This is a genomic window from Novosphingobium rosa NBRC 15208, assembly GCF_001598555.1.
Lineage (GTDB): Bacteria > Pseudomonadota > Alphaproteobacteria > Sphingomonadales > Sphingomonadaceae > Novosphingobium > Novosphingobium rosa.
Genome location: NZ_BCZE01000118.1, coordinates 1 through 14734 on the forward strand (window position 1 = coordinate 1; position 14734 = coordinate 14734).

At 65.2% G+C, this 14734-nt stretch carries 11 protein-coding genes; 9 read left to right on the forward strand and 2 right to left on the reverse strand.

Annotated elements, in window-relative coordinates; genetic code table 11:
• Positions 1-7: 7 nt before the first annotated feature.
• Complete coding sequence (locus SR3_RS28500) at positions 8-1456, reverse strand: glutamate ligase domain-containing protein (protein ID WP_068094199.1); 1449 nt, start codon at positions 1454-1456, stop codon at positions 8-10.
• Between the two features lie 78 nt (positions 1457-1534).
• Between SR3_RS28500 and SR3_RS28505 the strand changes: the two genes are divergently transcribed.
• The 5 genes from SR3_RS28505 to SR3_RS28525 all read left to right on the forward strand — a co-directional run bounded on the left by SR3_RS28505 (position 1535) and on the right by SR3_RS28525 (position 8601).
• A complete protein-coding gene (locus SR3_RS28505) occupies positions 1535-2359 on the forward strand; it encodes an LD-carboxypeptidase (protein WP_068094231.1) in 825 nt (274 codons plus the stop codon).
• Between the two features lie 284 nt (positions 2360-2643).
• Positions 2644-3582: an ACP S-malonyltransferase gene (fabD, locus tag SR3_RS28510; RefSeq protein WP_068094202.1), complete on the forward strand. Its 939-nt coding sequence runs from the start codon at positions 2644-2646 to the stop codon at positions 3580-3582.
• Positions 3582-4322, forward strand: coding sequence for a 3-oxoacyl-[acyl-carrier-protein] reductase (gene fabG / locus SR3_RS28515; protein ID WP_068094233.1), 741 nt, complete (start codon positions 3582-3584; stop codon positions 4320-4322). Before fabD ends, fabG begins: the two co-directional genes overlap by 1 nt.
• Before the next feature lie 480 nt (positions 4323-4802).
• Positions 4803-5921, forward strand: a complete 1119-nt coding sequence (gene dnaN / locus SR3_RS28520; protein ID WP_068094205.1) for a DNA polymerase III subunit beta — start codon at positions 4803-4805, stop codon at positions 5919-5921.
• 421 nt (positions 5922-6342) lie between these two features.
• Positions 6343-8601: a ribonuclease R family protein gene (locus tag SR3_RS28525; RefSeq protein WP_084456026.1), complete on the forward strand. Its 2259-nt coding sequence runs from the start codon at positions 6343-6345 to the stop codon at positions 8599-8601.
• A 17-nt stretch (positions 8602-8618) separates the two neighbouring features.
• Here the strand turns inward: SR3_RS28525 and SR3_RS28530 are convergent, their stop codons facing one another.
• Positions 8619-9074: a universal stress protein gene (locus SR3_RS28530; protein WP_068094208.1), complete on the reverse strand. Its 456-nt coding sequence runs from the start codon at positions 9072-9074 to the stop codon at positions 8619-8621.
• Between the two features lie 154 nt (positions 9075-9228).
• Between SR3_RS28530 and SR3_RS28535 the strand changes: the two genes are divergently transcribed.
• The 4 genes from SR3_RS28535 (at position 9229) to SR3_RS28550 (ending at position 14388) form a co-directional block, all read left to right on the forward strand.
• The gene (locus tag SR3_RS28535; protein ID WP_068094213.1) at positions 9229-10524 is read left to right on the forward strand and encodes a pyruvate dehydrogenase complex dihydrolipoamide acetyltransferase; all 1296 of its coding nucleotides are present in this window, start codon (positions 9229-9231) and stop codon (positions 10522-10524) included.
• Positions 10525-10673: 149 nt separating this feature from the next.
• The gene (locus SR3_RS28540; protein ID WP_068094217.1) at positions 10674-11069 is read left to right on the forward strand and encodes an acyl-CoA thioesterase; all 396 of its coding nucleotides are present in this window, start codon (positions 10674-10676) and stop codon (positions 11067-11069) included.
• A 4-nt stretch (positions 11070-11073) separates the two neighbouring features.
• Positions 11074-12486: a dihydrolipoyl dehydrogenase gene (lpdA, locus tag SR3_RS28545; protein WP_068094220.1), complete on the forward strand. Its 1413-nt coding sequence runs from the start codon at positions 11074-11076 to the stop codon at positions 12484-12486.
• A gap of 105 nt (positions 12487-12591) precedes the next feature.
• A complete protein-coding gene (locus SR3_RS28550; RefSeq protein WP_169805735.1) occupies positions 12592-14388 on the forward strand; it encodes a hypothetical protein in 1797 nt (598 codons plus the stop codon).
• Positions 14389-14734: the final 346 nt, after the last annotated feature.

The window sequence follows — 14734 nt, forward strand, 5'->3', positions numbered from 1 at the left end:
CATTCTCCTACTTCAACCCCTTCAACAGATCGGCAGCAAACAAGCTGAGCGTATCGTCCCGCGCGCCCATCACCACGATTCGATCTCCGGGCTGGGCGAGGGCGGACATGGCCTCACCGCAGGTATCGCGAGTCGGGACATACTGGGCGTAAGGCGCGGAAGTGCTGCCCTCGGCAATGAGGCGGATGATGCGTTCGGAGCCTTCCGAACGGTCCACCGTGCCGCCGAAATAGACCGGATCACAAAGGAAGACCTGGTCTTCGGGATCGAGCAGATCGGCGAAGACCTGCGCCAGTTCCGCGCCCATCTGGCGCAGGGGGCCATAGCCGTGGGGCTGAAAGAAGGCGATCACGCGGCCCGGATGGCTCTTGAGCGTCTTGAGCGTGGCCGAGACCTTGTCGGGGTTATGGCCGAAATCGTCGATCACGGTGATGCCAGAGGGCGAGGTGCCCACGATGTCGAAGCGCCGGGCGAGGCCCTCGAAACTGCTTAGCGCGGCCACGGCCTGGGCCACCTGCACGCCCGCTGCATCGGCTGCGGCGATGGCGGCAAGGGCATTGGCCAGATTGTGGCGCCCGGGCACCTTGAGGGTCAGTGCATAGTCGCGGCCCTTACGGCGATCGACAATCTGCGCGGCGATGGAGGTCGGCCCTTCGACAATGCTGCCCGGCGTGACGCCGATATCCGCTTCGTCCTGATCGTCATGCTCTTCATAAGTCCGCAATCCGAAGGTGATCGCTTTTTGCGCGCGGTGCATGAGCCCCGCGCTTTCGCCATCGTCAAGATTGATCACGGCGATCTGCGCGCGCGCCAGAAAATCACCAAACAATGCGCGCAATTCTTCCAGACTCTTGTGATCCAGACTGACGTTGTTCAGCACCGCCACAACAGGGTTGTAAAGCGCGATGGACCCATCGCTCTCATCCACTTCCGAGACAAAGAACCCGCCCGATCCCACCCGCGCGCTGGCGAAAGGCGCATCGGGGGCGCGGAAGTTCTTCATCACCGCGCCATTCATGATCGTGGGGTCGCGGCCTGTGGCGGTCATGATCCAGCCGATCATGCCGGTCACGGTGCTCTTGCCGCTGGTGCCGCCCACCGCGATGCGTTGTGGCGCGGCGTTGAACAGTTCCGACAGCAATTGCGCCCGGCTCATGCGCGGGCAGCCGAGTTCCTTGGCGCGCACCATTTCGGGCACGGTGTCCTCCACGGCGGCGGAGGCGACCAGCACCTGCTCGGCCCCGGTGATGCCACTGCCGTCCTGCGGGAACAGCGTGAAGCCCAGGCTCTCCAGCCAGCTGAATTTCTCCGGCGTGCGCCCCTGATCGCGGCCCCGGTCCGAACCGGCCACATCAGCGCCTAGCCCACGCAGGATCAGCGCCAGAGGCAGCATGCCCGATCCGCCGATGCCGCAGAAAAACCATGGGTGAGAGGTGAGCGTGCTGTTCTCGGTCATGCGCGAAACGCCTATGCGGCGGCGCGGCAAAGGGCAAGAGCGTTGCCTTTCCCGGCCCTCAAGCGCTATCCCTCCGCCATGCCCACACGCATCGCCATCTGCGCCCCCGCCACGCCGATCACGCCCGAGGATGTGGCGCGCGCTCAGGCCGTCGCCGCCGCGTTTCCCGACGCCGAACTGCATTTCCACCCGCAATGCTTTGCGGTGGACGGCCATTTCGCCGGGCCGGATGCGGTGCGCCTCGCGGCTTTTCTGGATTGCGCCAACGATCCCGCCTTCGATGCCGTGTGGTTCGCGCGCGGCGGCTATGGCTCGAACCGCATCGCGGGGGAGGCGCTGGGGCAGCTCTCGCTGGCGGCGCGGCACAAGGCTTACCTCGGCTATTCGGATCTGGGCTATCTGTTGGCCGGGCTCTATCGCGAGAAGATCGGTCGCCCCACGCATGGCCCGATGATTGGCGATGGCCGCCGCTCGGGAGGTGATGAGGCCCTGCGCCGCGCTCTCGGCTGGCTGACCGGCGCCACGGATGGTCTGGAATCCAGCCTTGCCGAGGAAAAGCACCCTGTCGTCGCGCTGAACCTCACCACGCTGGCGATGCTGGCGGGCACGCCGCTGATGCCGGGTCTGGCGAACCATGTGGTGATGGTGGAGGAGGTCAGCGAGCATCTCTACGCCGTCGACCGCCTGTTTTTCCACGCCACGGCGCATCTGGGCGGGATCGCGGGGCTGCGTCTGGGCCGGGTCTCTGCCGTGCCGGAAAACGACCGCGATTTCGGGGCGACGCCTTTGCAGATCGCTCAGGACTGGTGTCACCGGCACTCCATCCCGTTTCTGGGGGAGGCTGATATCGGGCATGATCCAGCGAACAGGATTGTGCCTTTCGGGAAGCAGGCAGGAAGTTGACAGCAGGGGGCCATCGCCCCCTGCACCCCCGTTACGTCTCCCGGCGACAGGGCGTGCAAACCGCAACCTCGGGTAGCAACTCCCCGCCGCGCAGCGGCTTTAAAGCCTGCGGCGCTGCAACCTCACTCCATGGCCGAAGCTGAAGCGCCACGAAGACATTAACGGGAGCGCGAGGGCGATGGCCCTCGCATTTCCTTCCTTTCACCCCTTCAAAACCTGCTCCCCCTTGCACCAAACCCTCAACCGCAATAACTCGCGGCGCCAGATTTCAAGGGATATGCGAAATGCGTGCATTTGTTTTTCCGGGGCAGGGCAGCCAGAAGGTCGGCATGGGTGTCGATCTGGCGGCGGCCAGCCCCATCGCCCGCGAGGTGTTCGAGGAGGTTGACGAGGCGCTGGGCCAGAAGCTGTGGGAGATCATGGCGCAGGGCCCCGAGGACCAGCTGACCCTGACCGAGAACGCCCAGCCCGCGATCATGGCCAACGCCATCGCCACGCTGCGCGTGCTGGAAAAGGAAGGTGGTTTCCGCCTGTCCGACAAGGCTGATTTCGTGGCCGGCCACTCGCTGGGCGAATACACCGCGCTGTGTGCGGCGGGCGCTTTCAGTCTGGCCGATACGGCGCGTCTGCTCAAGCTGCGCGGGCAGTCGATGCAGGCGGCAGTGCCCGTCGGCGTGGGCGCGATGGCGGCTCTGCTGGGCGCTGATATCGACAAGGCGACAGCTCTGGCCGCCGCCGCTGCCGAGGGCGAGGTCTGCACCGTCGCGAACGACAATGATCCGGGTCAGGTCGTGCTTTCGGGACACAAAGGCGCGATCGAGCGGGCCATCGCTCTGGTCAAGGAGCATGGGATCAAGCGCGGCGTGGCGCTGCCGGTCTCCGCGCCCTTCCACTGCCCGCTGATGCAGCCTGCCGCCGATGCCATGGCCGAGGCGCTGGCCAAGGTTTCGCCGGGCGCGCTTTCGGTGCCGCTGTTCGCCAATGTCACCGCCGATGTCGTGACCGATCCCGCCACCGTGCAGGCCCTGCTCGTCGAGCAGGTGACGGGCCGCGTGCGCTGGCGCGAGAGCATCATCGCCATGAAGGCGGCGGGCGTGGAAGAGTTCGTCGAACTGGGCGGCAAGGTGCTTGGCCCCATGATTTCGCGCAGCGTGACGGATGTGAAGGTGACCAGCGTCATCTCCATGGCCGATATCGAGGCGCTGCTGAAGGAGATCGCATGATGTTTTCGCTTGAAGGAATGACCGCGCTCGTGACGGGCGCCAGCGGCGGTATCGGCAGCAGCGTGGCCAAGGCTCTGGCCGGGCAGGGCGCGCGTCTGGTGCTGTCGGGCAGCAACGCCGAGAAGCTGGAGGCCTTCAAGGCCGAGCTGGGTGGCGATCATGTCGCCATCACCTGCAACCTTTCCGACCCCGCTTCGGTCGAGAAGCTGGTGCCCGAGGCGCTGGCCGCTCTGGGCAAGCTGGACATTCTGGTCAACAACGCCGGCATTACGCGCGACAATCTCGCCATGCGGATGAAGGATGAGGAATGGGATGCGGTGATCCGCATCAACCTCGAAGCCGCCTTCCGCCTGATGCGCGCCGCGACCAAGCCGATGATGAAGGCCCGCTTTGGCCGCATCGTCTCGGTGACCAGCGTGGTGGGCGCGACGGGCAACCCCGGTCAGGTGAACTATGCCGCAGCCAAGGCAGGCCTTGTCGGCATGAGCAAGTCGCTGGCGCAGGAACTGGCGAGCCGCAACGTCACCGTGAACTGCGTGGCGCCTGGCTTCATCCGCACCGCCATGACGGACGTGCTGCCCGATGCGCAGAAGGAAGCGCTGAACGGCCGCATCCCGATGGGCCACATGGGCGAGGGCGAGGACATCGGCGCCGCGGTGGCGTTCCTGGCCTCGAAGGAGGCGGGTTACGTCACCGGCCAGACCATTCATGTGAATGGCGGCATGGCGATGTTCGCCTGATTTGAAGAACGAAGGGAAAGTGCGAGGGTGTTACACCCTCGCGCTCCCATTAATGTCTGCGTGAGCGCTTCGGGTTCGGCCTTGGGTTAAGGTCGCGGCGCTGTAGGCAGGAATTTGAGGCCTGCGGCGCCTTGGGTCGCGCAGGTGGATAGGTAGGGTGCAACGTTCGTGCGCCACTGCCCTTGCGTCGGAAGACGTCATGGGAGCGCGAGGGTGTAACACCCTCGCATCTTCCTTTTCTCCCTTGAATCCACTTACCCACAGCCTTCACCAGGGCATTAACCTCCTGTTAGGCACGTCCGCCTAATCGAAACCCATCGAATTATCCCCAGAATCGCGTTCAGGCGCGTGCTTCGCACTTGCCGCAAGCCAAGGGCGCGCTAATGAAGATAGTCCGAAATGGCCGCGCAGGGGTGCCTTGGGGTTCCTGTGCGGGTTGAAGCTACACCCAGGGGTATCAGGCACGGGATCGGATCGAGCATGAAAGCCACCATCGAACGCGCGACGCTGCTGCGCTGCCTCAGCCATGTGCAGTCGGTGGTCGAGCGGCGCAACACGATCCCCATTCTCTCCAACGTGCTGATCGAGGCCGGGCAGGACGGCACGCTGCGCGTCATGGCGACCGACCTTGACCTGCAGGTGGTCGAGCATATGCAGGCCGTCAGCGTGGAGGCGCCGGGCGCCATCACCGTGTCCGCCCATCTTCTGTTCGACATCGCCCGCAAGCTGCCCGATGGCAGCCAGGTGAGCCTGCAGACCGCCGACAACCGCATGGTTGTGAAGGCAGGCCGCAGCCGCTTCCAGCTGCCGACGCTGCCGCGCGATGACTTCCCGGTGATCGTCGAGGGCGATCTGCCCACCAGCTTCGAGCTTCCGGCGGCGACGCTGGCTCAGCTGATCGACCGCACGCGTTTCGCGATCTCCACCGAGGAGACGCGTTATTACCTCAACGGCATCTTCCTGCATGTGACCGAGGAAGAGCTGAAGGCGGCGGCGACGGACGGCCATCGTCTGGCCCGCTTCACCATCGCCAAGCCCGAGGGCTCGGATGGCATGCCGGACGTGATCGTGCCGCGCAAGTGCGTGGCCGAGCTGCGCAAGCTGCTCGAAGAGGCGCTGGATGCGGTGGTGCTGGTGGACCTGTCGGCCAGCAAGATCCGCTTCACGCTGGGCGGTGATAATGGCGTGGTGCTGACCAGCAAGCTGATCGACGGCACCTTCCCCGATTACAGCCGCGTGATCCCGACCGGTAACGACAAGCTGCTGCGTCTGGATCCCAAGAGCTTCTGGCAGGGCGTGGACCGCGTGGCGACCATCGCCACCGAGAAGACCCGCGCCGTGAAGATGGCGCTGGACAAGGACCGCGTGACGCTTTCCGTCACCAGCCCGGACAACGGCACGGCTGCGGAAGAGCTGCCCGCCGATTACGGTTCGGAAGGCTTCGAGATCGGCTTCAACGCCAATTATCTGAAAGACATCCTTGGCCAGATCGAGGGCGATACGGTGGAGCTGCATCTGGCCGATGCCGGCGCCCCCACGCTGATCCGTCAGGACGACAAGAGCCCGGCGCTCTATGTGCTGATGCCGATGCGCGTCTGATCTCGTAAGGGTCAAGGCATTGAAAAGGCGCGGAAAAGGGCAACCTTTCCGCGCTTTTTTGTTGGATGGTTCCCCGAGTTGCGCGTGTTACGGCAGCGGTTGCAACGACAGGCTGAGGCTACGGGCGTAAATTGTCCCGTCGAGATCCCAGCTGCTTTCCCAGCCAATCTCGATATCGCCTGTCTTCGGGCCGGCCGCATTGTCCTATCCTTCGGGCTTGGTTTCAGCGTTTTGCATGGAGGTGTCATAGAGCGATGCGGAGGACCGGAACAGAGGCCTTGATCCGGGCGGCCAAACCCTCCACCCCAACCAACTGGCCTTTCCCCGCCACCCCGGCTAAAGACGGGCGATGAACAATCCGCGCCCGCCCAAACGCCCCTTCAAGTCTCACGCTCACTTTACCCCGCGCCCCGCGCCGGGCATGCCCAACGCCCAGCAGGTGCTGGACTTTATCGCCTCCTCCACCGGAGAGGTCGGCAAGCGTGAGATCGCCAAGCATTTCGGCCTGCAGGGGCAGGAAAAGATCCAGCTCAAGGCGCTGCTGAAAGACATGGCCGAGGAAGGGCTGATCGACGGCAAGCGAACCGCCTATCACCGCATGGGCGGTGTGCCCAAGGTCACCGTGTTGCGCGTGATCGAGATCGAGGATGGCGAACCTGTCGCCGTGCCCGACGCCTGGGAGCCGGAGGACAACACCCCCGCGCCCCGCCTGCGCATCATCGAGCCGCGCGGCGGCGGCAAACGCGGTCCGGCGGTCAAGGGCGTCGGCCCGCTGCGCGCGGGCGACCGCGTGCTGGCCCGCACCGAGGAGACCGAGCGCGGCTGGCAGGCCCATCCCATGAAGAAGCTGCCCGCTCAGGCCGATCAGACCATGGGCGTTGTCGAGATCGACGGCGCGGGCAAGGGCTGGCTGGCCCCCATCGACAAGCGCGAGCGCCACGCCACCCCCATCGCCGATCTGGGCGGGGCCGAGGAAGGCCAGTTGGTGCTGGCCGAACCTGTCAGCAAATCGCCGCGCGCGGGCATGCGGGTGACGGTGGTGCTGGGCGATCCGCTGGCGCCGCGCGCCTTCAGCCTGATCGCCATCCACAAGCATGGCATCCCGCATATCTTCCCGCAGGATGTGCTGCAGGAGGCCGAGGTCTCCGCCCGCGAACCCCTCAGCACGGACAAGCGCGAGGATCTCACCCATCTGCCCATCGTGGCCATCGACCCCAGCGACGCGCGCGATCATGACGATGCCATCTGGGCCGAACCTGACGGGCAGGGCGGCTGGCGCACGGTGGTGGCCATCGCGGACGTCTCCTTCTACGTCCGCCCCGGCAGCGCCATCGACAAGGAAGCCCGCAAGCGCGGCAATTCGGTCTATTTCCCCGACCGCGTGGTGCCGATGCTGCCCGAGGTGCTCTCGGCGGATGTCTGTTCGCTGAAAGCCGGGGCGCCGCGTGCGGCCATGGCCTGCCACATGAACTTCGACGCCGAAGGCAAGATGACCGCCTTCCGCTTCACCCGCGCCATCGTCCGCATCGCCGAGGTGATCGCTTACGAGGAGGCGCAGGCCCGCATCGACGAGGGCCGTGCCGAAAAGCACCTCACCGATCTGTGGGAGGCGTGGAAGGTGCTGGAAGCGGCCCGCAACAAGCGCGATCCGCTCAACCTCGAACTGCCCGAACGCCGCGTGCAACTCGATGAGAAGGGCCGCATCGCGGGGATCGCCCTGCGCGAAAGACTCGATGCTCACCGCGTGGTCGAGGATTTCATGATCGCGGCCAATGTCGCGGCGGCCAAGGCGCTGGAAAGCAAGGTCGCCCCCGTGGTCTATCGCATCCACGAGCCGCCCAACCGCGAAAAGCTTGTGGCGCTCAAGGATTACCTCGCCACCTTCGAGCGCAAGCTGGCGCTGGGGCAGGTCATCACCCCCGCGCTGTTCAACCGCATGCTGAAAGGCATCGAGGATGAGGTGGAGCGCGAGCTGATCATGCAGGCGGTGCTGCGCAGCCAGACCCAGGCCTATTATGGCCCCAAGAACGCCGGGCACTTCGGTCTGGCGCTGGGCAGCTATGCGCATTTCACCTCGCCGATCCGCCGCTATTCGGATCTGCTGGTGCACCGCTCGCTGGTCGATGCCTTTGGGCTGGAGCAGCCCGCGCCGCAGGGTGACATCCCCGAGCATTCCGGCCTCGCCCCGCGCGACCGTCAGGACATGGCCCGCATCACCGACGCCATCTCCCGCACGGAGCGCCGCGCCATGGAGGCCGAGCGCGAAACCATCGACCGTTACGTGGCCGCATGGCTCTCGACCCGCGTGGGCGAGATCTTCGAATGCCGCATCACCGGCGTGCAGCGCTTCGGCCTGTTTGCGACCATCGTCGGACTAGGCGGCGATGGACTGGTCCCCGTATCGGTGCTGGGTGACGAAAGATTCTTCCACGACGAAAAGGCCCAGGTGCTGCGCGGCGAGCAGAGCGGCATCACCTATGCCATCGGCGACCGGCTGCCCCTGCGGCTGGCGGAGGCCAATCCCTTGACCGGCGCGCTGAAGTTCGAGCCCAAGGACAGCGATGGCCGCATCGAGAAGCGCGGCGCCCCCGCGCCTGTCGGGCTGAAGAAGCGCGGCAGTCATCTGGTGGGCCAGCGCGGCCGCCCCGCCAACATCCGCCATCAGGGGAAACGCCGCTGATGATGGTGTGGGGGGATTCAGCTCAAACGGTCGATCTCGTCCTCGGCAAGGCTGCCGGGGATGATCATCAGCGGGCAGGGCAGGCTGCCCAGACCCGGGCCGGTGAAGTGGCTCACCAGCAGGCCCGGTTCCCCGTCGCGCGCGGCGCCCAGCACCAGCGCGGCAACCTCGGTATGCGCGGTCAGGTAATCGCGCACCAGCTTGACCGCCTCGCCCTGCTGGACGGAAATTTCGGGCATGCGTCCGCCCTCGGCCACGATGGCGCCCGCAAGGCTTGTCAACAGCACTTCCGCACGATCCCGCGCTTCCTGCTCGATGGTGGCCTGAATGCCGCCGAAAGCGACGAAGGGTTCGGGTTCGATCACGCTGAGCAGATGCACCCCGCCCCCGGTCTTGGCGGCACGCCTGCTCGCGAAACGCAAGGCCACGCGGGCCTCTTCGGTTTCGTCGATGATGACGAGATAGATCCGCATGGCCCCTCTTTTCCCGGTTTCCGTACCGCGCATTTTGCGCCATCACCTATCCGCCACAAACCTATTTCACGCAAGCCACCTTGCCGAGGCTCATACTTTTGGCCAGAAGCCCGCGTGAACGACATTTCACCTTGGATTGAGGACTGATTGCCCCATGCCGATTGCGATCAAGATGCCCGCGCTCTCGCCCACGATGGAGCAGGGCAAGCTGGCCCGGTGGCTGGTGAAGGTTGGCGACACCGTCTCCTCCGGCGACATTATGGCCGAGATCGAGACCGACAAGGCCACCATGGAATTCGAGGCTGTCGATGAAGGCGTGATCGTCTCGATCGACATCGCCGAAGGGACCGACGATGTGAAGGTCGGCACCGTGATCGCCCAGCTGGCCGGCGAGGGCGAAGATGCCTCCGCCAAGCCTGCTGAAAAGCCTGCCGCCGCCGCCGCGCCCGCCGCTGAAAAGCCCGCTGCTGCTCCGGCTGCCGCCGCCCCGGCTGCCACGCCTGCTGCTGCTCCCGTCGCCAAGGCTGCGGGTGACCGCGTGGTCGCCTCGCCGCTGGCCCGCCGCATTGCCGCCCAGAAGGGCGTCGATCTGGCCGGTGTCGCAGGGTCTGGTCCGAATGGCCGCATCGTCAAGGCCGACGTCGAGGGCGCCAAGCCCGGCGCCGCTGCGCCTGCCGCCGCTGCTTCGGCCCCGGCTGCCGCCGCTGCCCCGGCCGCGCCGACGCCGGCCGCGCCCGCTGCCCTGCCGGACTTCGGCATCCCCTTCGAGGATCAGCCGCTCTCGGGCATGCGCAAGACCATCGCGCGCCGCCTGACCGAGTCGAAGCAGCAGGTGCCGCATATCTACCTGTCGCTCGACGTGCGTCTGGATGCGCTGCTCAAGCTGCGTGGCGAGCTGAACACCTCGCTGGCCGAGCGCGGCGTGAAGGTGTCGGTCAACGACATCCTGATCAAGGCGCTGGGCGTTGCTCTGGAGCAGGTGCCGGTGTGCAATGTCGCCTTCGCCGGTGACACGATCCGCCAGTACAACCGCGCCGATGTTTCGGTGGCGGTCTCGATCCCCAATGGCCTGATCACCCCGATCATCAAGGATGCCGCGGGCAAGGGCCTGGCCAAGATCAGCACCGAAATGGCGGATCTCGCCAAGCGCGCCAAGGAAGGCAAGCTGGCCCCGACCGAGTATGTCGGCGGCACCGCCAGCCTGTCGAACATGGGCATGATGGGCATCAAGAACTTCCAGGCGATCATCAACCCGCCCCAGGCCATGATCCTGGCCATCGGCGCGGGCGAGAAGCGCCCCTGGGTGCTGGAAGACGGCACGCTGGGCGTCGCCACGGCGATGACCATCACCGGCAGCTTCGATCACCGCGCCATCGATGGCGCCGATGGCGCCAAGCTGATGGCGGCCCTGAAGGTTCTGATCGAGAACCCGCTGGGCCTGCTGGCTTAAGACCAAGGCTTCCGGCTCGCGCTGTGGAGTTGCGGGCCGGGAGCAGGATAAAAGACCGCGAGGCGGCGTGACAGGGACCGGACGCGGGAAGGGCATCACCCCCCGGCGGACGCGCTCTGGACGCTGCCGCCTTGCCAGGAAGACCCTCGATGATCGAACCGCTCGTTCCCCGTCCCGCCTCCGAACCGGTGATCCGCGTCACGGCCATGCCGCGTGACGCCAACGCCTATGGCGACATCTTCGGCGGCTGGCTGATGAGCCTGATGGACAATGGCGCGGGCTTTATCGCCTCGCGCCATTCGCGGGGCCGCGCGGTGACCATCGCCATGGATGGCATGCAGTTTCTGCAACCGGTGAAGATCGGTGACGAAGTCTCTGTCTATGGCGAGATCACCAAGGTCGGGCGGACTTCGATGACAATCGCGGTGGAGGCCTGGGGCCGCCACCGCCATGAGCTTGACGCCGTGAAGGTGACCGAAGCGGTCTTCACCTTCGTGGCCGTGGATGAGGACGGGCGTCCGCGCCCCGTTACGCAGGAGAAATAATCTCGTGGCTGAACAGTATGATGTGATCGTTCTGGGTTCGGGCCCCGGTGGCTATGTCGCGGCGATCCGCGCGGCGCAGCTGGGCCTCAAGACCGCCATTGTCGAGCGCGAGAATCTGGGCGGCATCTGCCTCAACTGGGGCTGCATCCCGACCAAGGCGCTGTTGCGCTCGGCCGAGGTGTTCCACCAGATGCAGCATGCCAAGGCCTATGGCCTCTCGGCCACCGGCGTCACCGCCGATCTGGCCGCTGTGGTTGCCCGTTCGCGCGGCGTGGCCAAGCAGCTCAATCAGGGCGTCACGCATCTGATGAAGAAGAACAAGGTCACCGTCCACATGGGCGTTGGCAAGATCATCAAGCCCGGCACGCTGGAAGTGACCGGCGAGAAGGGCAAGGAGACCTTGACCGCCAAGCACATCATCGTCGCCACCGGCGCGCGTGCCCGCGATCTGCCCTTCGCCAAGGCCGATGGTGACAAGATCTGGACCTACCGCCACGCCATGACGCCGAAGGAAATGCCTTCGAAGCTGCTGGTGATCGGCTCGGGCGCGATCGGCATCGAATTCGCCAGCTTCTACAACGATCTGGGCGCCAAGGTCACGGTCGTCGAGATGATGGACCGCATCGTCCCCGTCGAGGACAAGGACGTGTCGGCGCATCTCGAGAAGTCGCTGGCCAAGCAGGGCATGACGATCCTGACCGGCACCGGCGTGGATGGCATCACCACCACCGCCACCGGGATCAAGGCCAAGATCAAGGGCAAGGACGGCAAGGTCACCGAAGAGGACTTCAGCCATGTGATCGTGGCGGTTGGCGTTGTCGCCAACACCGAGAACATCGGTCTGGAAGAGGTCGGCATCAAGACCGAGCGCGGCATCATCGCCATCGACGATTATGGCCGCACCGCCGTCAAGGGCATCTGGGCGATCGGCGACGTGACCCCCGGTCCGTGGCTGGCGCACAAGGCCAGCCATGAGGGCGTGACCGCCGCCGAAGCCATCGCGCAGGAGCTGGGCAACAAGGAGGTCCATCCCCACGGTCTGGACCGCAACAACATCCCCGGTTGCACCTATTGCCACCCGCAGATCGCCAGCGTCGGCATGACCGAGGCCAAGGCCAAGGAAGCCGGTTACACCGTGAAGGTCGGCAACTTCCCCTTCATCGGCAATGGCAAGGCTATCGCTCTGGGTGAGCCCGAGGGTTTCATCAAGACGGTGTTCGACGCCAAGACCGGCGAGCTGCTGGGCGCGCATATGATCGGCGCGGAAGTGACCGAGTTGATCCAGGGCTATGTCGTCGGCAAGCAGCTGGAGACCACCGAGCAGGAGCTGATGCAGACGGTGTTCGCGCACCCGACGCTCTCCGAAATGATGCATGAAGCGACGCTGTCGGCCTACGGTCGCGCGATCCACTTCTAAGCATCACGCACGGAAACAAAGGTAGGGCCTGTTTGCCGGATCGCCTCCGGTAAGCAGGCCTTAACCATATTTTGCGATCTCCTCCGGCGATGGAGGAAGGGTATGATGCCCGGAAGAACATCATGCCTCAGCCATCGCGAGATTGACGTGCCGATGATCCCCAAATCCGGGCCTTCCAGCTTTTTCCCGGCTTCGCTGCCGATCATGGGCGCGGCGAGGGTCCGGCTTTGGCCTGCCTGCGCCGTGCTGGCCGCCCTGACGCTGGTGGCGTTCGCCCTGCATGTTGTTTTTCCCGCCACGGCCAATCTGACAGCGTTTTTTCTCGATCGACAGGATCGCTGGCTCCTGCTGCTTGAAACGGGGGTGGTGGTGGTGGTCGGCGGCGTGGTCCGGCAGCGCGACAGCGCCTGGCGGGCAGGAAAGGCATGGCCTTGGATCGCCGCTGCCGCGCTGGTGCCGGTCTGCCTGCTTGGCCACGATTGGGTGCTGGCCGGTTATGACATGAGCCGCGATGAGCAGATGGCCAGCTTCGATGCCGCGGTCTTCGCCAAGGGCCATTTGATCCAGCCCTTGCCGGCGATGTGGCGCGATCATGCCGATGTGCTCAACACCATGTTCATGTATCCGGCCACCCGCCGTGGCGGCTGGATTTCCTCCTATCTGCCCCTCAATGCGGCGTTGCGGGCATTGTTCAGCCTTTTCGCCACACCCTATCTTACCAATGCGGTGATGACCGGGCTTGGCCTGCTCGCCCTGTGGGCCTGTGCGCGGCGCATCTGGCCGGCCAATCGGGAGGCCGCGCTTGTCGCCTTGCTGCTCTACATCGGGTCAGGGCAGATCCTCACGCTGGGCATGACGGCTTATGCGATGCCCGCGCATCTGGTCTGCAATCTGGTCTGGCTCTGGCTGTTCCTGAACCGGCGCCTGTGGTCCGATCTTGCCGCTCTGGTGGTGGGGTTCGTGGCGATGGGCCTGCATCAGCCGCTGATGCATCCGCTTTTCGCCGCGCCCCTGCTGTTTCTGCTGCTGCAGGAGCGGCAATGGGTCCGCGCCGCGCTCTATGCGGCGGGCTACGCTGTGGGCGGGGTGTTCTGGCTGCTGTGGCCGGGCAGGATGTGGCATCTGGTGCAGGCGGACCTTCATGCGGCCAGCCCGGCCGGCGTCGATTTCTACACGCGGCTGTCGCAGACCTTTGCCGGACGGGATATCGCAGCCCGTCAGGACACAGTCGCCAATCTGCTGCGCTTTTTCGCATGGCAGCATCTGTTGCTGCTGCCCTTGATGATCGTGGGCTGGAAGATCGCGAAAAAGGATCGTCTGGCCGGGGCGCTGACCCTGGGCATCATCCTGACGGCAGGGATCATGGCCGTGATCTTGCCCTATCAGGGGCATGGCTTTGGCTATCGGTATCTGCATGGGCTGATCGGCAATTGCATCCTGCTGGCGGTTTACGGCTGGATCTCGCTGGAGGACCGGCAGAAGGACTGGCGCAACGCCCTGGTATGGACCACGGTGGCCGGGCTTGCCTTCATCGTTCCATGCCAGCTCTGGATGGCCCATGGCTTTTACGCGCCATCCGCCGCCGTCAGCGCGCGCCTTGACAGGGTTCAGGCCGATTATGTGATGGTCGATGGGCTGGAGGCGCCTTTCGCGCTCGATCTGGTGCAGAATCCTCCTGCGCTCGATCGCCGTCCGCTGCGCCTGATCAGCAACTTCACGAGCCGGCAAGTTGAGGCGCTGATCTGCGGCAAGGGCGCCCATGTCGCCGTGGCGGACGAGCGCTGGTTCGCGCCGATGAATACCTATTACAGGACCGCTCCCGATCCGGAAGCAGCACAGCGCAATCACCTTCTGGGGCAGCGCCTCGCGGGTCTGGGATGCCGCATCGACAACGGGCGGTGACCGGCCTGCCGATGCTGCTTCAGGTCCGTCAACGCGCTTGATTCCTCAGATTTGGGCCGCGTGCAAAAGCGCATTGAAAAGGGCCCGGGCCGCCCATTCCGTTTCCCTGAATCTCCGGGCGGACGCTTAGCCTTTCCGGCCCGTTTACCCTCAGGACTTAAAGAACTCCGCGCCTTGTCGTCTTAGTCGGTGAACGCCTCGCAGCATGCGGCGCTCGACTTCGGGAACACAGGGAACTTCATCATGACCGTTATCAACACCAACGTGAATGCTCTTCAGGCCACTGCCGCTTCGAACTCGGCCGCTGCCATGACCAGCCAGGCGATGACCCGCCTGTCGACCGGTC